Raw genomic sequence first — 19,401 nt, forward strand, 5'->3', positions numbered from 1 at the left:
CAATGCCACATACACTGACACTGCGCGAAGTCGCGCCACTGACACACGACACCAACCGCTACGTTTTTGGCCGCCCGGCCAATTTCGACTTTGAGCCCGGACAGGCCGCCGAACTGGCGATCTGCCGCGACGGCTGGCGCGACGCCCCGCGCCCCTTCACCTTCACGTCCCTGCCCGACGACGATCAGCTTGAATTCGTCATCAAGAGCTATCCTGAAAAGGACGGCGTGACCGAAGAGCTGGCCGACATCGAACCCGGCACGGTGTTTGAACTCGACGGTCCGTTTGGCGCGATCGAGGACAAGGGCGCGGGTGTCTTTCTGGCTGCGGGCGCGGGCGTAACACCCTTTATCGCCATCCTGCGCAATCGCGCCCGGCAGGGTGCGGTCGATGGCTGCCACCTGATCTATTCCAACACCTGCGCCAAGGACATCATCCTGCGCCACGAGTGGGACCAGATGGATGGCCTGTCCGTCGATCACGTGCTGTCCGACGAGCAGGTTGACGGCCTGCATCACGGTGAGGTCGACACTGCGTTCCTGCGGGAACATGTGAGCGACACGGATCAGATGTTCTATATCTGCGGGCCGCAAGCCTATGTGGATGCGATGCGGGATGGTTTGCAGGAGATCGGTGTCAAAACCGATAAGATCGTCACCGAGGACGGTTGGTAAGAGAAGAAAAAAGGGGGCGCATCCGGTGCGTCCCCTTCTTTTCGGGAGCTTTTGTCAGCCGGTGCTGTCCTGCGCGACGGCTTCCAGCAAATCGCCCGGCTGGCATTCGAGCGCCTCGCACAGCTTGGCCAGTGTTTCGAACCTGATGCCTTTGACCTTGCCCGACTTGAGCAGGCTCAGGTTCTGTTCCGTGATCCCGATCTGTGCTGCCAGATCGCGGCCCTTCACCTTGTGCAGGGCCATCATCACGTCGAGCCGCACAACGATTCCCATCAGATGAACTCCCTGTTTTCGGCCATGAGCCGCGCCGCTTCGGACTGGATGTAGCCGAAGAGCGTCAGCAGGGCCGCCGCCAGCAGCATAAACAGGCCGGATCCGTCGATGGTGATGGACAGCGTCCGTTCGCCCGGCGGGTTGTTCCAGGTCAGAGCGAGGATGATGATCGTCCGGCTGACAATCTCGACCACGGCAAGCGCGAGCAGGCCCTGTCCGATTCGCAGCACGCGACGGGCGGTATCACCCTGGAATGTCTCGCCATCCGCACAGGCCGACAGCCAGCCGCGCACGCACCACAGCACCCAAAGCAGCAGGATGTATGAGGCAACTTCGATCACGCGCCACAGCATGATCGCCCAGGGTGCCGGCGTTTCGGGGAAGTTTTTCGTATCGTATTCCTCGCGCAGATCGGCGATCGAGAGGCCGCCATCGGCAATGGCTATGGCAGCGGCAACAACAAGAAGCACCAAAAGGCCTATCGTGGCCCATTCAAACTGCCGTGCGCGTTTTGCGATCAAACTGTCTTGCATCTATGTTTCCTATTCGGTCACTAAAATTTACTGTAAAACAATAAAAAATGATTCGAAAGGATAAATTCTGATGAAAGAGATTGTTCTTGCCACGCTTCTTTTGGTGGCTATGGGCCTTGGCGCCTGTTCCACCGTTGTCCCCGCCACCTTGTACCAGATGCGCGGGCTTGATCCCCTGTCTGCCGACCCTGCGGACATCGCCTTGCGTGTGGATTTGCCCGAGGGGCTGGGCCTGTTGCCCGGGTCCGGCAGGCTCCAGTTGCGCGCCACGGACGCGGACGGGTCAGAGATGGTCGGCAGCTACCCGATCACGATGGTCGGCGATGTGTTGCAGGTGGAACCGGCCTCCCATGCCGACTTGCGGGCGTTGCAGGCCGAGATACGGGCACGAAAGGCGGCTGATCCTGAGGGTGTCACCGGCAGTCTGAGCGTGGATTTCGAGCCGTGCAGCGACATGGCCGCCCTTCCCGAAGACGCCCGCGTATCGGTGGATATCCGCCTTGCTGCGGATGCGGCCTTTCTGCCCTTGCTGCGCGACGCGCCGCTGGCGGACGCGCTTGAAATGGCGGCACTGGAGGAGCTGACGCTGTGTCCATGAGCCGCATTCATTGAAATGTCATGTCAGCGTTGCTACCATTCCCATACCCCGGCGCTGCGGGTTTTGGCGGCGCGCTGACCAAGGAGGACAATGTCCTGTCATTCTCTGCTGACGCGGTTCAGACCGCTGATGGAGCCGCGGCTGTGATGGCCGCCCCCAAAACGCAGGCCACAAGCGAGGCGATCCTTGAGGCCGTGCTGTCTTCCCTCAACGACGACAAGGCCGAAGATGTTGTGCAGATTGATCTGCGCGGGAAGACTGCCATGGGTGACTACATGGTGATCTGCTCGGGCCGGTCGTCCCGCCAGGTGGCGGCGATCTCGGAAAAGCTGGTGGAGCGGCTGAAGGCGACCTTCGGCATCGCGACCCGGACCGAGGGCAAGGACACCGGCGACTGGGTGCTGATCGACACGGGCGACGTGATCGTCCACGTGTTCCGCCCGGAAGTGCGCGAGTTCTACCAGTTGGAGAAGATGTGGCAGCCCGGTGCTGCCGCGGCCAACTGATCTGACCCGGCACTGATGCGTGTGCATATCTGCGCGGTGGGCCGCCTGCGGGGCGGTCCAGAGGGCGATTTGGTGTCTGACTACGTCACCCGCTTTGACCGCACGGGCCGGGCCCTGGGCCTTGGCCCCCTGACCGTTACCGAAGTCGAGGACCGCAAGGGCGGCGGTATGGGTGCCGAGGCCGATTTGCTGCGCCGTGCTTTGCCAAAGGGCGCACTGCTCTGCTGTCTGGACGAGCGCGGAAAGGTCGAGGCGTCACCCGCCTTTGCCAAGCGCTTGGCCTGGTGGCGGGATGCGGGGCGGAGCGACGTCGCCTTTGTCATCGGTGGGGCAGACGGGATTGATCCGGGCCTGCGGAGCGAGGCGGATCATTTGCTGTCCTTCGGCGCGATGGTCTGGCCGCATATGCTGGTACGGGTGATGCTGGCCGAGCAGCTGTATCGTGCCGCGTCGATCATGGCCGGGTCGCCCTATCATCGGGTGTGATCCAAAGGCCGCTGCGCGACGCGACCCACTTTTTGGGAATGAGGGGCGCTGCCCCTCAAACTCCCCGTCGTATTTTTCGTCAGAAGAAAGGCTTACTCGGTCGGGAGGGTGACGGTGGTTGTGCCCTCATTCCAGCCTGCGGGCAGGTCGCGTGCCTGGATCTGGACTCGTGTGGTGCCTGCGGGGATCGTCACGCCGCTCAGGGAGCGGGTGAAGGGTTGTTCGTCCACATGCGGGTGGTGCAGCACCCGCATGCCCAGTTCGTTGCCCTCCATGTCCAGCACCCGCCAGCCGTCGGCGTAGTGGTCCCAGCCTGTGTCCGGGTGGCTGATGGTGACGGAGAAGCGGTAGGTGTCCGTGCCGGTCTTGGCGATGTCGACATTCTCGATCACCGGCTCTTCGGCAAGGGCAGGGGTGGCGAGCAGCAGGAGGGGGATCAGGTGTTTCATGTGGGCAGGTTACGGTCCGTTTGTGATGGTGTCATGTCACGTGTCCGTGCCCAGCAGGATGGTGCGTGAATTCGAAGCAAATTCCCGTCGCCAGATGACGGCGAGGGTGAATATCGTTGCCGCGATCAGCGTGATGGGTCCGGCGAGCCATGCGATGCAGGCCAGCGCGAAGTAGACAGACCGGAGGCCGCGGTTGAAGGAGCGGGCGGCGGTGATGTTGATTTCGGCCGCCTGAGCGGCGCGGGGGCTGCAGATCGGGTCCGACGTGTCGTTCGGGACGGCGGCCATCACGACGGCGGCATAGCCGAAGAGACGGTTGGCCCAGACGAATTTCAGGAATGCGTTGGTCAGGAACAGGACCACGATCAGCATCTTGATCTCCCACACGAAGGCAGGCGTCTCCGTCAGGATCAGGTCATTGGCGATACCTGTCAGCTGCTCTGCATTGCCGATCAGGGCCAGCGTGCCGCCAATCGCGATGACCGAGGTCGAGGCGAAGAACGCCGTGCCTTGCCGCAGGCTCGCCACGATCTGAGCGTCGAAAATGCGCGGCTCTCGCGTGATCATCTGTTGCATCCACTCGCGCCGGAACCCTGCCATGATCTGTGACGTGGACGGATGCTTGGCCCGGGGGTGTTCGATGCGCCAACCGATGACCTGCCAGCCCAGTACCAGCAGGCCTATAGCGACAAAGTCGAGCGGTGTGAAAAGGGCGATACGGTCCAGCCAGGTCATGGCCGCGGTCTTACACCGCAGGAATTGAGATTGCATCCCGGTCAAATTGGTCATATTATTTTACCAATCGACGGAGGATGTCTCATGGAAATGCCCCTGCCTGATTCTGACGTGTTGGCCCGCAAGGCCCGTGTGGTCGAGCGTTTGCGCAATGTGTTGCCCGCTGATGCCGTTATCGATGATCCTGCGGAAACGCGCGCCTATGAATGCGACGCGCTGACGGCCTATCGCTGTCCCCCGATGGTGGCGGTGCTGCCCGCGACCACCGCCGAGGTTTCGGATGTGCTGCGCATTTGCCATGATGAAGGCGTACCGGTGGTGCCGCGCGGCTCGGGCACCTCGCTGGCCGGGGGGGCCTTGCCCACCGCCGATTGCGTGATCCTGGGCGTGGCGCGCATGAATGACGTGATCGAGACAGATTATGACAACCGTTTCATCCGGGTGCAGACCGGGCGCACCAATCTGAGCGTGACCGGTGCGGTTGAGTCTGATGGCTTTTTCTATGCGCCTGACCCGTCGAGCCAGTTGGCCTGTGCCATCGCGGGCAACATCGCCATGAACTCGGGCGGGGCGCATTGTCTGAAATATGGCGTAACCACTAACAACCTGCTGGGTGTCACCATGGTGCAGATGGACGGCACCGTGGTCGAGATCGGCGGGGCACATCTGGATTCCGGGGGCCTCGATCTGCTGGGCGTTATCTGCGGCTCGGAAGGGCAGCTGGGTGTCGTGACCGAAGCCACCCTGCGCATCCTGCACAAGCCCGAAGGTGCGCGGCCCGTGCTGATGGGCTTTGACAGTGCCGAAGTGGCGGGCGCCTGTGTCGCCGACATCATCAAGGCCGGCGTGCTGCCCGTGGCCATCGAGTTCATGGACAAGATGCTGATCGAGGTCTGCGAGGATTTTGCCAAGGCCGACTACCCGATGTGCGGCGCGCTGCTGATTGTCGAGGTGGAAGGCTCGGATGCCGAGATCGACGCGCAGCTTGCGCTGATCACCGATATTGCCAAGCGGCACAACCCGGTCGCCCTGCGCGAAAGTGCGTCGGCCGATGAAAGCGCGCGTATCTGGGCGGGGCGCAAGGCGGCGTTTTCGGCCATCGGGCGGATCAGCGATTACATGTGTCTGGATGGCACGATCCCTGTTTCGGAGCTGCCCTATGTTCTGCGCCGCATTGGCGAGATGTCGGAGAAATACGGCCTGCCCGTCGGCAACGTCTTCCACGCCGGCGATGGCAACATGCACCCGCTGATCTGCTATGACGCCAACAAGCCCGGTGATCTGGAACTCTGTGAAGAGTTTGGGGCCGAAGTGCTGAAGCTGTGCGTCGAGGTCGGCGGTTGTCTGACTGGGGAGCATGGTGTGGGCATCGAAAAGCGTGATCTGATGACACACCAGTATGCGCCTGCCGATCTGGAGGCGCAGATGGCGTTGAAGGATGTGTTCGACGACAAGTGGCTGTTGAACCCTGCCAAGGTATTTCCGCTGGCGGTGTCTGAACCACGGCGTGGCGCACGGCTGGCAGCGGAGTAAGGGGGCCAGCCCCCGTCGCTGGCGCGACTCCCCCGGGATTTTTTGGAAACAGGGAAGATGGACATGCTGCGAACAGAAGAGGCAGTTGCGCAGGCGGTGGCAGAGGCCAAGGGGCCTTTGGTCATTCGCGGCGGCGGGACCCGCACGGTGGGTTGCCCTGTGGTGGGTGAGGTGTTGGATGTATCCGGTCTTTCTGGCGTTACGCTTTACGAACCCGGGGCGCTGACCCTTGTGGCGCAGGCGGGCACGCCGGTCGCCGAGATTGAGGCGGCCTTGGCGGCAGAGAACCAGCGGCTGGCTTTTGAGCCCTACGACCTGACCGGTGTTCTGGGCACCAGCGGTGCGTCGACCATTGGCGGGGTCGTTGCCAGCAACGCTAGCGGGCCGCGCCGCATCATGGCCGGGGCGGCACGGGACTTTGCGCTGGGCGTGCGCTTTGTCGATGGGACGGGCCAAGTGATCAAGAATGGCGGCCGGGTGATGAAGAACGTCACCGGCTACGATCTGGTCAAGCTGATGAGTGGGTCCTGGGGCACTTTGGGCGTGTTGACCGAGGTGAGCCTGAAAGTGCTGCCGTCGGTCGAAGCCGAAACGACGCTTGTGATTGACGGGCTGGATGCGGACCGCGCGGTGCAGGCGATGAGCCGAGCGCTGGGCTCGCCCTTTGAAGTGTCGGGGGCTGCGTGGCTGCAGGGACAGATCTGGCTGCGGCTTGAAGGTTTCGAGGGCTCAGTGGCCTATCGCGCTTCACAGTTGAAGACCCTGCTTGCCGTATTTGGCGACATCGCCGAGGCTCAGGCCGACTGGCGCACCGTGCGCGATGCAGTGCCGTTGCACGGAGCGGAAGCGGTCTGGCGCATCTCGGTCAAGCCGAGCGACGGGCCAGCGGTGATTGCAGCCTTGCCCGAGGGGGCCGACACGCTGATGGACTGGGGCGGCGGTCTGGTTTGGGTCGGGCTGACCGATGGCGACATCGCAGCCATCCATGCGCAGCTGCAGGCGGCGGTGGCCGGGATGGGCGGTCACGCCACGCTGATCAAGGCGCCGGAGGCGGTGCGCGCCGCGGTGCCCGTGTTCCAGCCCGAAGCGCCCGGCGTGGCCGCCCTGACCGCATCCTTGCGCCACCGGTTCGACCCCAACGGCATCCTGAACCCCGGGCTGATGGCCGCCTGATGGTTGTGATCCTCTTCATCATGGCCTTCGTGATCGGGCCCGGCCTGTTCTTTCTGCTGGACCGGGTGGCCGGGCGGCACTGGCCGCTGGCTTTTGTGGCGTCACTGTTCGTTCTGGCCAGCTTCCTGTTGCGCAGCGACGCCTACCTGACCTTTCCCTTCGACGCGACCCGCGTGTTCCTGAGTGTCACCTTCATCTGGCTCGGCTGGGTGCTGGTGATGGTGCTGGCCGCCCGCGCCCTGCGTGAAGCATTTCCGACGGCGCGCGGGCAACGCCTTGTGCGTGCCGCAGGCGCAATGGGCACAACCGTTCCGTGGTTCGGCTTTGCCGCGGCCCAAATGATGGCGAGATAAGATGCAAACCACCTTCACTCCCGAACAGCTCCGCGACCCCAAGATCGAGCGCTCGAACGAGATCCTGCGCAATTGCGTGCATTGCGGGTTCTGCACGGCCACATGCCCCACCTATCAGGTGCTGGGGGACGAGCTGGATAGCCCACGCGGCCGCATCTACCTGATCAAGGACATGCTGGAAAATGACCGCGACCCGGACGAGAAAGTGGTCAAGCATATCGACCGCTGCCTGTCGTGCCTGGCGTGCATGACGACCTGCCCGTCGGGCGTGCACTACATGCACCTGGTCGATCACGCGCGGGAATACATCGAGAACCGCTACAAACGCCCCTTCACCGACCGCGCCCTGCGCTGGGTGCTGGCGCGCATTCTGCCCTACCCGATGCGGTTCCGTGTGGCGCTGCTTGGGGCCAAGATCGGGCGGCCCTTTGCATGGGCGATGCCCGACGCCCGCCTGCGCGCGATGCTCGAAATGGCGCCCGACTACATCCCACCCGTCAGCCGCAATGACGATCCGCAAAGCTTTGCGCCAAAAGCGCCCAAGAAGATGCGCGTCGCGCTGATGACGGGCTGCGCGCAACGCGCGCTCAACACCGACATCAACGATGCGACCATCCGCCTGCTCACCCGGCTGGGGTGCGAGGTGGTGGTGGCCGAGGGCGCCGGGTGCTGCGGCGCGCTGACCCACCACATGGGCAAGGCCGACGAAAGCCACGCGACGGCGGCCAAGAACATCCGCGCCTGGGTCAAGGAAATGGACGGCGACGGGCTTGATGCCATCGTCATCAACACCTCGGGCTGCGGCACCACGGTCAAGGATTACGGGCACATGTTCCGCAACGACACGCTGGCCGAGGATGCCGCGCGGGCCGCAGGCATCGCCATGGACGTGAGCGAAGTGCTGATGAAGCTCGACCTGCCCGAGGGCACGCCACAGGACATGACCATCGCCTATCACGCCGCCTGTTCCCTGCAACACGGTCAACAGATCAAGACCTTCCCCAAGGACCTGCTCAAGCGGGCAGGGTACAAGGTGGTCGAACCCGCCGACAGCCACCTGTGCTGCGGATCGGCAGGCACTTACAACCTCATGCAGCCCGAAATTTCCCAGCAACTGAAAGAGCTAAAGGTGCGCACGCTCGAGGCCAAGAACCCCGACATCATCGCCGCCGGCAATATCGGCTGCATGATGCAGATCGGCTCGGCTGCAGGGGTGCCCGTCGTGCACACGGTCGAGCTGCTGGATTGGGCCACGGGCGGGCCGCGTCCACCCGCGCTCGACCGCCATCCAAGTGACGTGCCAATTTTGCGTTAAATTGCACCCATGCCCTAATTTTGCCCCCATTCGCGCCTAGACCCGATTCAACCGTGGATCGGAGAGTTACGAGTATGCGCCGATGGATGGCCCTTTCTGTGCTGGCCCTGGTATTTACGACAACCGCTGTGGCGCAGGATGCGCAACTCAAGCGGCTCGACTCCGGCGCGGATGCGGCAGGCTGGGAAGCGGTCGGGCGGCTCAATATCGGTGGCACAGGCTTTTGCACAGGGGCTCTGATCGCGCCCAATCTCGTGCTGACGGCGGGCCACTGCCTCTTTGACAAGACAACCGGCGACCGGATCGACCACACACAGGTCGAGTTTCTGGCCGGGTGGCGCAACGGGCGCGCCTCGGCCTACCGCAATGTGCGGCGCGCCGTTGTGCATCCGGACTACACCTATGTCGGCCACGTGAAATCCGAAGGTGTGCGCAACGACCTTGCCCTTTTGGAACTCGAACACCCCATCCGCGATGGCAAGATCATGCCCTTCGAAACCGCCGCACGTCCGCCGCGCGGCGCCAAGGTGGGTGTGGTCAGCTACGCCACAGGCCGGTCCGAAGCACCGTCGCTGCAAGAGCTGTGCCGCGTTCTGGCACAACAGGACGGTCTGCTCGTCACGTCCTGTTCCGTCGAATTCGGCAGTTCCGGCGCCCCGATCTTCGTCATCGACGAGGGCCGCGCACAGATCGTGTCGGTCGTCTCGGCCAAGGCCGAGGTTGAGGGCAAGGCCGTGTCGCTGGGCACGTCGCTCGGCGCACCCTTGGCCCGATTGCAGGCAGAACTCGTCGCACAACGCGACGACATCAGCCCCCGCATCTCGGGCGGAATGCGCCGCGACACCGGCGCGAAGTTCATCAAACCATGAGAGCGCTGGCGCTGATCCTGGCCCTGCTGATGGCCCCCGCCGCGCAAGCGCAGACCACGAAGCTGCGTACGCTGGATATGGACTATTCCGCCGCCAGTTGGAAGGCCGTGGGCCGGATCGAGTTTGGCGGCGGTCGCGCCTTCTGTTCGGGCACGCTGATCGCGCGCGATCTGGTGCTGACAGCTGCGCATTGCCTCTACAAACCCGATACGGACCAGCTTTGGCCAACCGACACGATCCGTTTCCGCGCCGGGTTCCGCAATGGCGAAGCCGCGGCCACCCGCCGCGCATCGGATGCCTCTGCCCACGAACGATTCGACGCCACAGGCCCCCTGACGGCAGAGAATGCCAGCTACGACGTGGCCCTGATCCGGCTGGCCGAGCCTGTGTCGACCTTTGATGTCCCGCCCTTCTACGTGCACGAGGGCGTAATCCCGCGCGGCCCTGTCAGTGTCGTCAGCTACGGTCGCGGCCGCGAAAACGCGCAGTCCCGGCAAAAGCAATGCCAACTGCTCGACCGGGCCAGGGACGCGATGCTGTTTGATTGCGACGTGACCTTCGGCTCCTCCGGCGCGCCGGTCTTCACCCACAAGAACGGGCGGGGCCAGATCGTGTCGGTGATCTCCGGCATAGTGCAGATCAAGGGCGAGAAGCGCGCCCTTGGCATGGTGTTGCCCCAGCGCGTCACGGAAGTGAAACGCCAACTCCGGATGCAGGTGGCGCCCCCGGTCGCGCAGGTGCGTCGGATCACCGTGGGTGGCGGCACGCGCAGCAATACAGGCGCGAAATTCGTCAAACCCTAGGGGTCTTGAACGGCCAAAAATCCTCACCACATTGACGGTATCGGATGCCCAATCGGGGTCCGACCATAGCAACCTTGCGGGTTTGTCCAATGATGGAAAGCCCGCCGTTAATCGCTCTGATGAGGATGACATGCGTACATATGATTTTGCACCGCTTTACCGCGCAACCGTTGGTTTCGACCAGATCGCGGACCTGATGGACCGGGTCCTTGCAACGGACAACAGCGCCAACAACAGCTACCCTCCCTACAACATCGAAAAGACCGACGATGATGCCTACCGCATCTCGATCGCCGTCGCGGGCTTCTCCGACGCCGACCTCGGCGTTGAGGTCAAGGAAAAGTCGCTGATCGTCTCGGCCAAGAAAGCCGATGAGCAGGACAAGACCTACCTCCACCGTGGCATCGCAACCCGAGCGTTCGAGCGTCGCTTCCATCTGGCCGACCACGTCGTCGTGACCGGTGCGTCCCATGTGGACGGGATGCTGCACATCGACCTGGTGCGCGAGGTGCCCGAGGCTCTCAAACCCCGCCGGATCGAGATTGCCAACCAAAAGGCGATTGAAACGGACGTGGTGGACGCCAAGGCCGTGAACTAAGCCGACCCAAGTCCGACCTCCTCCTCCCTGTCGGACGACCCTGGGGTGCTGCACGCGCCCCGGGGTTTTTTGTGCCGGACTGATCTAGCGCAAGGCATGGGTCCGCATTGGTCGCATGATCCCCCCGCAAACAGGAGGATGCACCATGCCCGCTGCGCAAAACAAAGCGGATCTTGCCGCGATCACGACCAAGGAATTCGAGAAGCTGAACACCCTGCTGGATCTCATCCCGGCCGACCGCGCGATGGAACCGGTGGAGGACGACACCTCGATCAAGGACGTCATTGGCCACCGCGCACATTGGATCGACCTGTTCTTTGGCTGGTACGAGGACGGGCAGGCGGGCCGAGCGGTCTTCTTTCCCGCCGAAGGCTACAAGTGGAACGATCTCAAGCGCTACAACGCAGACCTGCGCGCCCGTCAGGCCGACCTCGATTGGCCGGGCGCCGTCGCCCTGCTGCGCAACAACCACAAGCGCTTGCGCGCGTTCATCGAAACCCGATCCGAAGCGGAGCTTTATGACGGGCCGCTGAAAGGCTCGAACAACAAATGGCGCCTGGGCCGCTGGGTCGAAGCGACAGGCCCCAGCCACTATCGCTCGGCGTCCAAGTTCATCCGCAAGGCGGTCAGGGAAAATGCCCTGACCTGATCCTCAGCTCCGGTCTGCTTGCACCGACAGCAAGCGTTCAATCTCCGCATTCACAGCCTCGGGCGCATCAAGGTTCGCGATATGCCCCGCGCCGGGCAGCACGACATGGCGACACCCCGGAATCGCCGCCGCCATCGCCGCCGCCCGATCATGTATCCGCACGTTGCATTCACCGACCATCACCGCACAGGGCATCGTCAGATCGTCCAAGCGATGCCGCCCGTCATAATCCAGCGCCAGCCGCAGAAAGGCGTAGAACTGCGCCCCGCTCAACTGTGTGATGGCAGATTTCAGATACGTCCCCGCCGCCTCTGTTTCCGCCCCAAGCTGGCGGCTGGGAAACCGGGCGAGAAGGTGTGGCGGGATCCACTTGAACGGCCACAGCGACAGCCGGATTGCACGTCGCACCCATATGTTGGGCGTGACCGTGGGCACCGCTTCGATCATGGCAAGATGCGTGACCTCCTCCGGCCAGCGGGCGGCGATCTCAAGCGCCACCATCCCGCCCAGGGAGAGGCCAATCACCGCATAGCGCTGCACGCCCAGCTCCAGCAATTGCCGGTGCACGACCTCCGCCATCTCCTCGACGGTGTCGACCGGTGGCACGCCGCCATGCCCGGCCAGATTGGGCACGATCACCCTGTGCGTGCTTTCAAAATGCGCACGCTGCGGCGCCCACATATCGTTGTCGACACCCGCACCGTGCAGAAAAACGAGAACGGGGCCCGCCCCGACATCCACCATGTCCGTCATGCGGCCTGCCTAGCACCGCAGTCGGGCAAAACCCATCCGGTTGCGTGTTGCGTGGGCCACCTTCCGCCTATGCCGCGTCCCGTGCCCCCGCAGCCAACGCCAACCCGTCCGCAACAGCAGTAAACACCTCGGAAAACGAATGCCGCGCGCCGGGAAAGGCCGCATTCATCGTATCCGTCACCATCGCCATCAGGCTTGACCCACCAACATAGATCACCTGATCAATCTGCTCTGCCCGGACCTCAGCCATCTCCAACGTCTCGCTCACACCCCGCCGCAATGCGGCTGCATGGGGATCAAGGATCCCGCGCAACGCCGCCACGGGCAACGCCGCCTCCAGCCCCCGCGCCACCTCGCCCAGGGCAATCACGGCATCGTCCTGCCCCGAATTGGCGTCGATCTTGCCCTGCTCCACGGCAAAGGCGACGTGGTGGCCCAACTCGTTCTCCAGCACGGTGCCCAGCCGCGCCATCTTCTCCCGCTCCTCGGCCATCTGCACCATGTCGCTGACCATGCGCCGGGTCTGCGCGGTATACAGAAACGGGATCTTCTCCCACGTCGCCAGATCGTTGAAAATCGCTTTGGGCGCGGGCAATGTACCCGGCCCGATGGCATTCCGGATCAGCGTCCCCGCACCGAACAGCGGCATAACCCGATCGATGCTGATCGAGCGGTCAAAATCCGTCCCCCCGATCCGCACACCATGGTTGGAGAGGATCTCCGCCCCGCCCCCATGCGCCCGAAACACGGAAAAGTCCGACGTTCCCCCGCCGATATCCACGATCAACCCGATGGCGCCGGGATGATCCAGCGCCCCGCTGGCCATGGCCGCCGCCTCGGGTTCCGGCAAAAACGATACGTCCGAAAACCCTGCCGCCAGATAGCAGGCGCGCAAATCCGCCTCGGCCTGCGCCTCGCGCGGATCGCCAGAGCCATGAAACACCACCGGACGGCCCGACAGGGCATGATCAAACACATGACCGGCCTCCGCCTCCGCCCGCCGCTTCACCTCCGACAAAAACCGCGCGAGGATGTCGACAAAGGTCATCCGCGCGTTCAGCAACTGGCGCTTTTCATGCATGATCGACGTGCCCAGCGCGCGCTTGAGCGCCCGCATGAACCGCCCCTCGATCCCGTCCAGCAGCGCGTCATTCGCCGGATGCCCCATCAGCATCTTGCGCGCATCATAGTCAAAGAACACGGTCGTCGGCAGCGTCGTCTGCCCGGGTGCCATGGTCACCAGATGCGGCTTGCCGTCCCGCGCATAGCCCGCAGCCGAATTCGAGGTGCCGAAATCAATGCCCAAGGTTGCCATGACGCACCGCCTGATCCTTCATTTTGCCAAGTAAACTCCCCCCGGAGGGCCGCTCAGCCAACAAAAAACGCCGCCCGATTTCTCAGGCGGCGCCAGCAATGTAAACAGGCAAAAAGGTCAGTCCACGGACCCGATGGAAAAGAACATCGTCTCGCCCGAATGGTCATCGACCCCGTCATTGTCGGTCGAAATCCATGCCGTGCCATCAGCCATAATCGCCAGCCCCTCGACCTTGTCCAAGACATAGCCACCGGTCGAGGTCAGGTCAGGGATCAGGTCCCGCACCTCTTCCTTGCTGACGACAGGCAACTCACTGCCCAGCGGCGCAGGCTCCATCTCCGCCAGCGGCACCCGGTAGACCTTCTTGGTCACGGCTTCGATGCCATGCTGGTTGTCACGCTCCACGATATAGACGTGATCGCCATGGGCCACGATCTCGGACAGGCCAACCCAACCTGTGGCCGGTTCCGCCTTGGGATAATGGACCGCACCCCATTCCTCGGTCTCAAGGTTGTAGGCCACCAGCTTCACATGATTGGCCGGGTCATCCTTCCACTCGCGCTGCACCGCCATCCACAGGGTGTCGCCGACCTTGGTGATCCCCTCAAAGCCAAAGCGCCGTTCAACCGCCATCAACTCCGCAGGCAGGCCGATCTCTTCCTCGATGCTGCCATCCGCTGCCACCTTGTAGATCGCGTGCGGAATGACCCGGTCGGTACGGCCCTCGCTGGCGACCCAGAACGCATCACCATCCAGCGTGATGCCCTCCATATCCAGCTTCTGCGCAGGTCGCCCCGCGCGGGTGACGTCGATGGCCTCGACAATCCGCGCAGGGGTCTGCGACGGATCGATTTTGAAGATGCGCGGTTGGAAGCCATAGAAACTGTCGGACACGGCATAGATCATCCCATCCGCATCCGCGACCATGCCGGACAGGGCACCCCAACCCGTCAATTCCTCCATCCCTTCGGATGTCAGATGGGGATAGACCGCCGGACCTTCTGCATATTCAAACAGCATCACATGCGCCCGCGCCGCGCCATCTTCCAGCCCGTCCACCTCGTTGGCGGACACCAGCAGGTTGCGCTCCGGGATCACCACATAGCCTTCCGGCCCGATGCCCGACGGCAACATCTGCGTCAGCACCGGCGCTTCCAGATTGGTGACGTCATAGACCCCGACGATGGACCCACGCTCGGACCCCACGAACACAAACGGCGTGCCGTCAAAACTGGCAAAGGTCACGCTCTCGGGTTCCACCCCCTTCGCGTCCGACCGCTTGTCCGGGTAGTGCCCGATCTGCACCATCGCGTGCTCAAAGCTCACGCCGCTTTCATAGACAACCCGCCCGTCCTTGCGGAAAATCGTCCAGCCGCGCGACCCGCCTTCGTAGTCGCCCTCGTTGGCGGTGGCGAAGTGTTCATCATCAATCCATGTCACCGCATCGGGTTCGCGCAGGCGACCCATCTGGCTCTCGGTAAAGATCAGCGCCCCACGCTCGTCCGTGGCGTCGATCCCTTCCAGGTCCACGGCACCGGCCGAGAAATGGCTGACAATCGACCCATCACGCGCCACCACAACCATATGGTTGTTCTCCTGCAATGTGACGACGGTCTCACCCAGCGCGTTGATCGACACATATTCCGGCTCAGGGTCCGTAGGCGCCACATCGGCCAACCCGGTCAGATCGGCGGTCAGGATGCTGTCACAGTCCAGCGACCCGTCGACCACGTCAATCATCTGCAACGACCCGGCGGGCAGCTGCGGGATCATCCCGTCGTTCAAATCCTCATCCCGCTCGTTCTCAATCGCGACGGATACAAAAGACCCGTCAGGCGCCTTCGCCACACTGTCAGGCTGCCCCGCCAGATCGCAGGAGGCGATGACGGACCCATCCGCCACGTCGATTGCCAGCATCTTGCCCGACGGATTGGTAAAGCTCTCGGACGTGTTGATCCCGACAAAGGCGGTGGTGCCGATAACGGCCACGGATGTTGGCTCCCCCTCCAGCGCGATATTGCCCAAAGGCTGCGGGTTGGCCGGGTCGGTGATGTCCACCCGGCCCAAGGCCTTAAGCGGGCTGTCGGTATAGACCAGCGTCATCCCATCGGCGGTCACGTCGATGATCTCGGGCGAGCTTTCGCGGCTGGTGTCCTCACCCTCGGCCATATTGGTCACGACCGGGAACGACGCGATGCGGTTGAAATGCTTGGTTGCATGGCCGTCAGCCACAGCCGCGCCTGCCATCAGGGCCAGCGCAGAGGTCATGCAGAAAAAGGGTTTGGTCATCGGACACTCCATCGGACTCAAATCCCGGATGCAGTGGCGGTGTTCATTGACGCTGACGTAACAGTCAGATGTCAGTTTTGTAAAATCAGACCTGCGGCGTATGGCCGTCCAGAACTGTCCGGAACCAGCCCGTGTCGATGTTGCCGCCACACAGGATCACACCAACCTTCTTGCCCGCCATCTGCGATCGCTCCTGCATCAACCCGGCCAGCGGCGCAGCGCCTGCGCCCTCAGCCACATTATGCGTCGCGGTGAAATAGAGCCGAATGGCCTCCGCCACCTCGTCATCACTGACGGCAATGATCCGCTCCGCCCCCTTGGAATAGACATCAAACGCCTCTTGCACAGGCACCCGCACCGCCATCCCATCGGCAAATGTCGCGGCGGAATTCGTCTCGATCAGCCGCCCCGCCTCCACCGACAGCTTCGCCGTCTGCGCCTGATCCGACACAACACCCACAACCTTGGTCGCCAACCCCAACGCATCCCGCGCCATGATCGTCCCGCAAATCCCCGACCCGCAGCCAATGGGGACGTAAACGGTGTCTAGATCCGGCTGCGCACGGAACAGCTCATAGGCATAGGTCGCCACGCCCCGCACCAGCTCCGGGTGATAGGGCGGCACGATGAACAACCCCTCCGCCGCGGCCACGCGATAGGCTTCCTCCCGCGCGGTATCAAAGTCATCGCCAAACTCGATCAACTCGGCGCCGAACGCTTTCATCGCAGCATTCTTCTCCACCGAATTGCCACGCGGCACGTAGACTTTCGCGGTCAGCCCGGCCCCCGTCGCGGCCCAGGCCTGCCCCTGCCCATGGTTGCCGCGGGTCGCGGTGCAGATGCCCGGCACCTCCGGATGCGCCCGCACCAGCCAATCCATAAAGGTCAGCGCCCCCCGCACCTTGAAGGCCCCGGTGGGCGTGTGGTTCTCATGCTTCACCCACACCTCGGCCCCCGTGGCGGCACTCAACAGCGGCCAATGGTGCTGCGGGGTGGGGGCCATGCGGGCGTGAACGAAATCGGCGGCGGTCTCAAGATCGGATCGGGTCAGCATGAGGCGCATCTGACCCCGATCCGCGATCCTCGTCCAGCCCCTTCCCGGCGTACCAGACCACCACGCGCACGGGGCGAGAAGCACGCGTCGGGATCAGATAGCCCCGCGGCCACGGACGGCACCCGCTCGCCCGCAATCGTTGCGAGCGCGCAACTCACCTCGACGTCAGTGACCCGATGCCGTTGCAGCGATGGGCCGATGCCGTGATAAGTGAAGCCAGCGACGGCCAAAGCCGTCAGACAAACGCCTTGGGGGACGGATATGACACGGACAGGATTGATGCTGGCAGCGGCGGCGTTCGCGCTTGCCGCATGTGACGAGACCACGCAATCGGGTGGCGCCGGCGGGCCGTTCATCTCGCCCCTGCCGGACAACATCCTGGCGATGGCCGACCCGAAACAGGACCTCAACGCGGTCAAGGTCGACCCGGTGGACGGCTGCCTCGTCTACCGCCACGTGGGCCCGGTCGAAACCACCTTCCTGCCCCTGCGCAACAGGGAAGGGCGCCCCATCTGTACCCGCCCCGCAGCAGAGACGACGCCAGCGACCTAACGCGAGACCTCGCTAAAGCGGTGTCGAACCCGGTTGCCGCGTCGGAGTGACGTGCGAACGAAAACATCTGCTGTAGTTCGTCGAAATTGGCGGACGAGTGACCGCTGGGCGGACTTGGCAAACGTTGATTCAAAGCACTGACAGGACCGGAATCAAGCCAAAGGCGCCGGTCCAACACGGGGCCCGTCCCGGCGGGCTGGTGTTTTGGTTTCTGTGCCGAACGGAAATTCTGTGGAGTGTGCTTGGCTGCCATAAAGCGCTGCCGAAGGGATGGTGCGACACCAGCCCACGGGCTTGTCTTGGATCGGCTTAGTGTGGGCTTTGCGCAGGGAGCAGACTTTGCAAAGCTTGTATAGATATCGTCTCTGAGCTCAAAACGGCTATTGCAGCATTCTGAATAGTTGATCGATTTTAGGCTGTTTGATTTTGCACGCTCACGTAATAATAAAATTTAGATCACGTAACACCATCGAAGCGACAAATGCCAACCTGGGACACAAGCATGGCAAATAACCAAATGAATAAAACCAAAGATGTCGTCAGAGTCGGAGATCTACAGCTTGGCTCAACGAAGGCTTCCAACCTGTTTCTTAGAGCGCTATGGGCCGTGCTTCGCTCCCAATACGGGAAGTTGGGTTGGCAATATACGCCTCGTAGAACAGGCGAAGCCAAACGGATATCGTTTGGTTATATGTCGCTCGGGACTTTGGGGGCAGGACAAATCGGGGTATCAATCGAATATGAGACGCGTGGTATTGTCCGGAATATCTGTTTTGAGATTGAAGATTGCACAGTGTACCCTCCCAAAGAGCTGGCGAATAGCCTAGAGAACTCGGTCGCTGAAGCGATGAGGTTCATGCAGAATCCTGTTCAACGGAAGCATAGCACTTACGTGACAACATCGACTGGAGTGCAGCTAGCAGCTTACTGTGGTCAAAATTGGAAATGCATTCCTATCAATGACAAACAAATGGAGATTTCCATCGAAGTAGAAGGGTTTGACGAGGCCGATTGCAATCATGAGTTCGTCGTTCGCCTCGACCAGTTACTAGATGCATTTGCGTTTATGACGAATGATTTGTTTTCCATGACCGAAAAATTGCCAACAGGCCACAGGCACGAACCTGACGCCGTCAACATATACTTGATTGAGGAGGACTGGCTGGACGACTACAGCTTTGAAGGTGAGCACTTGCGCTTGGCCCGTAGTCAGGTTGAGTACTGTGATCGATTGGTCGCAAACAAGGTTGAAAGCGAGCAATCGATCAAGGCAGCGCGCCTATTTCATGGCGGGCTTAGACTTTTGAAACAGGCTTCGACTAACAATGATATTGCTGGGGCATTATTTGTTTCGGCGATTGAAGCCATAAGTCTTCCACTCGCAAAAAGCGAAAGATGCGATACCTGCAAGCAACCAATTTTTGGTATCGCTCAACGTGTTTCGGAAGTAACAAGAAAGCACCTTGGCGAGCACATAGCCAGAATCTTCAAACAGGATTACTACACCAATCGCTCGAAGTTTTTACATACGGGCCACGTTCAAGCGTCTCTGCCGATGATAGGTTATGTTTTCCCTCAGCTCGATCCAAGTGGTGTCGAAGGCTGTTCGGTGCCGACGCCCTTCGGTAATCCAAAGAATCTTCTAGAGTACACTAGCTTCATCCTTCGTCGAGAGATTGAAATTATCGCAAGCTGATCGTGTACGCTTTCAATTTCGATCCAACGGCAGGAATGTTCGCACACCCGTCTTCCGGCGGTTGTAATGAACATCTGCTTCTCTAATTGGGCATTTGGGTCAAGCTCGTTTTCCTTCTTTGTTTGGGACCGTTGTCACTCATCCGGGTCACGCTTCTCTTCGCAGTCTGGGTGATGCCTCGTGGGACATCGCTGC

22 protein-coding genes are annotated in these 19,401 nt (G+C 62.1%); 14 read left to right on the forward strand and 8 right to left on the reverse strand.

What is annotated here, in order from left to right:
* Positions 1–2 precede the first annotated feature (2 nt).
* Positions 3–674, forward strand: coding sequence for an FAD-binding oxidoreductase (locus KUV51_RS12270; RefSeq protein ID WP_222521907.1), 672 nt, complete (start codon positions 3–5; stop codon positions 672–674).
* 54 nt (positions 675–728) lie between these two features.
* Here the strand turns inward: KUV51_RS12270 and KUV51_RS12275 are convergent, their stop codons facing one another.
* Together KUV51_RS12275 and KUV51_RS12280 are read right to left on the reverse strand one after the other, a co-directional pair.
* The gene (locus KUV51_RS12275) at positions 729–947 is read right to left on the reverse strand and encodes a helix-turn-helix domain-containing protein (protein ID WP_222521908.1); all 219 of its coding nucleotides are present in this window, start codon (positions 945–947) and stop codon (positions 729–731) included.
* On the reverse strand, positions 947–1,480 hold the full coding sequence (locus KUV51_RS12280; protein WP_222521909.1) for a DUF2975 domain-containing protein: 534 nt from the start codon (positions 1,478–1,480) through the stop codon (positions 947–949). The genes KUV51_RS12275 and KUV51_RS12280 overlap by 1 nt, the downstream gene beginning before the upstream one ends.
* Before the next feature lie 70 nt (positions 1,481–1,550).
* On the opposite strand from KUV51_RS12280, the gene KUV51_RS12285 reads away from it, so the two are divergent.
* From KUV51_RS12285 to rlmH, 3 genes are read left to right on the forward strand one after another with little or no spacing between them, the layout of a single operon-like run.
* Entirely contained in the window at positions 1,551–2,078 is a 528-nt protein-coding gene (locus tag KUV51_RS12285) for a hypothetical protein (protein WP_222521910.1), read from the forward strand.
* Positions 2,079–2,098: 20 nt separating this feature from the next.
* Complete coding sequence (gene rsfS, locus KUV51_RS12290) at positions 2,099–2,584, forward strand: ribosome silencing factor (protein ID WP_147110100.1); 486 nt, start codon at positions 2,099–2,101, stop codon at positions 2,582–2,584.
* Between the two features lie 15 nt (positions 2,585–2,599).
* Positions 2,600–3,070, forward strand: coding sequence for a 23S rRNA (pseudouridine(1915)-N(3))-methyltransferase RlmH (rlmH, locus tag KUV51_RS12295; RefSeq protein ID WP_222521911.1), 471 nt, complete (start codon positions 2,600–2,602; stop codon positions 3,068–3,070).
* 92 nt (positions 3,071–3,162) lie between these two features.
* Here the strand turns inward: rlmH and KUV51_RS12300 are convergent, their stop codons facing one another.
* Both KUV51_RS12300 and KUV51_RS12305 read right to left on the reverse strand, forming a co-directional pair.
* Entirely contained in the window at positions 3,163–3,519 is a 357-nt protein-coding gene (locus tag KUV51_RS12300) for a hypothetical protein (RefSeq protein ID WP_222521912.1), read from the reverse strand.
* Between the two features lie 36 nt (positions 3,520–3,555).
* Positions 3,556–4,254: a DUF599 domain-containing protein gene (locus KUV51_RS12305; protein ID WP_222521913.1), complete on the reverse strand. Its 699-nt coding sequence runs from the start codon at positions 4,252–4,254 to the stop codon at positions 3,556–3,558.
* An 84-nt stretch (positions 4,255–4,338) separates the two neighbouring features.
* On the opposite strand from KUV51_RS12305, the gene KUV51_RS12310 reads away from it, so the two are divergent.
* From KUV51_RS12310 to KUV51_RS12345, 8 genes are all read left to right on the forward strand, one after another.
* Positions 4,339–5,787, forward strand: coding sequence for an FAD-linked oxidase C-terminal domain-containing protein (locus KUV51_RS12310; protein WP_222521914.1), 1,449 nt, complete (start codon positions 4,339–4,341; stop codon positions 5,785–5,787).
* Between the two features lie 63 nt (positions 5,788–5,850).
* Positions 5,851–6,960 carry a glycolate oxidase subunit GlcE gene (glcE, locus tag KUV51_RS12315; protein ID WP_410001073.1) on the forward strand — a complete coding sequence of 370 codons (1,110 nt, stop codon included), beginning with the start codon at positions 5,851–5,853 and terminating at the stop codon, positions 6,958–6,960.
* Complete coding sequence (locus KUV51_RS12320) at positions 6,960–7,313, forward strand: hypothetical protein (protein WP_222521916.1); 354 nt, start codon at positions 6,960–6,962, stop codon at positions 7,311–7,313. The genes glcE and KUV51_RS12320 overlap by 1 nt, the downstream gene beginning before the upstream one ends.
* Position 7,314: 1 nt before the next feature.
* Complete coding sequence (gene glcF, locus KUV51_RS12325; RefSeq protein ID WP_222521917.1) at positions 7,315–8,628, forward strand: glycolate oxidase subunit GlcF; 1,314 nt, start codon at positions 7,315–7,317, stop codon at positions 8,626–8,628.
* 86 nt (positions 8,629–8,714) lie between these two features.
* Entirely contained in the window at positions 8,715–9,497 is a 783-nt protein-coding gene (locus tag KUV51_RS12330) for a trypsin-like serine peptidase (protein ID WP_261385800.1), read from the forward strand.
* Positions 9,494–10,300, forward strand: coding sequence for a trypsin-like serine peptidase (locus KUV51_RS12335; protein WP_222521919.1), 807 nt, complete (start codon positions 9,494–9,496; stop codon positions 10,298–10,300). The genes KUV51_RS12330 and KUV51_RS12335 overlap by 4 nt, the downstream gene beginning before the upstream one ends.
* Before the next feature lie 130 nt (positions 10,301–10,430).
* Positions 10,431–10,898, forward strand: a complete 468-nt coding sequence (locus tag KUV51_RS12340; protein ID WP_222521920.1) for an Hsp20 family protein — start codon at positions 10,431–10,433, stop codon at positions 10,896–10,898.
* Between the two features lie 145 nt (positions 10,899–11,043).
* Positions 11,044–11,547 (forward strand): ClbS/DfsB family four-helix bundle protein, encoded by a 504-nt coding sequence (locus tag KUV51_RS12345; protein ID WP_222521921.1) that lies wholly within the window; start codon positions 11,044–11,046, stop codon positions 11,545–11,547.
* A gap of 3 nt (positions 11,548–11,550) precedes the next feature.
* Here the strand turns inward: KUV51_RS12345 and KUV51_RS12350 are convergent, their stop codons facing one another.
* The 4 genes from KUV51_RS12350 to KUV51_RS12365 form a co-directional block, all read right to left on the reverse strand.
* Positions 11,551–12,300 carry an alpha/beta fold hydrolase gene (locus KUV51_RS12350; RefSeq protein WP_222521922.1) on the reverse strand — a complete coding sequence of 250 codons (750 nt, stop codon included), beginning with the start codon at positions 12,298–12,300 and terminating at the stop codon, positions 11,551–11,553.
* Positions 12,301–12,367: 67 nt separating this feature from the next.
* Positions 12,368–13,615, reverse strand: coding sequence for an Hsp70 family protein (locus KUV51_RS12355; RefSeq protein WP_222521923.1), 1,248 nt, complete (start codon positions 13,613–13,615; stop codon positions 12,368–12,370).
* Between the two features lie 117 nt (positions 13,616–13,732).
* Complete coding sequence (locus KUV51_RS12360; RefSeq protein WP_222521924.1) at positions 13,733–15,904, reverse strand: esterase-like activity of phytase family protein; 2,172 nt, start codon at positions 15,902–15,904, stop codon at positions 13,733–13,735.
* Between the two features lie 85 nt (positions 15,905–15,989).
* Positions 15,990–16,958, reverse strand: a complete 969-nt coding sequence (locus KUV51_RS12365; protein WP_222521925.1) for a threonine dehydratase — start codon at positions 16,956–16,958, stop codon at positions 15,990–15,992.
* Positions 16,959–17,219: 261 nt separating this feature from the next.
* On the opposite strand from KUV51_RS12365, the gene KUV51_RS12370 reads away from it, so the two are divergent.
* Both KUV51_RS12370 and KUV51_RS12375 read left to right on the forward strand, forming a co-directional pair.
* Positions 17,220–17,510 carry a hypothetical protein gene (locus KUV51_RS12370; RefSeq protein WP_222521926.1) on the forward strand — a complete coding sequence of 97 codons (291 nt, stop codon included), beginning with the start codon at positions 17,220–17,222 and terminating at the stop codon, positions 17,508–17,510.
* A 502-nt stretch (positions 17,511–18,012) separates the two neighbouring features.
* Positions 18,013–19,206, forward strand: coding sequence for a hypothetical protein (locus tag KUV51_RS12375; RefSeq protein WP_222521927.1), 1,194 nt, complete (start codon positions 18,013–18,015; stop codon positions 19,204–19,206).
* Positions 19,207–19,401 lie beyond the last annotated feature (195 nt).

The sequence above is a fragment of the Tateyamaria omphalii genome (assembly GCF_019802125.1).
GTDB classification, from domain to species: domain Bacteria; phylum Pseudomonadota; class Alphaproteobacteria; order Rhodobacterales; family Rhodobacteraceae; genus Tateyamaria; species Tateyamaria omphalii_B.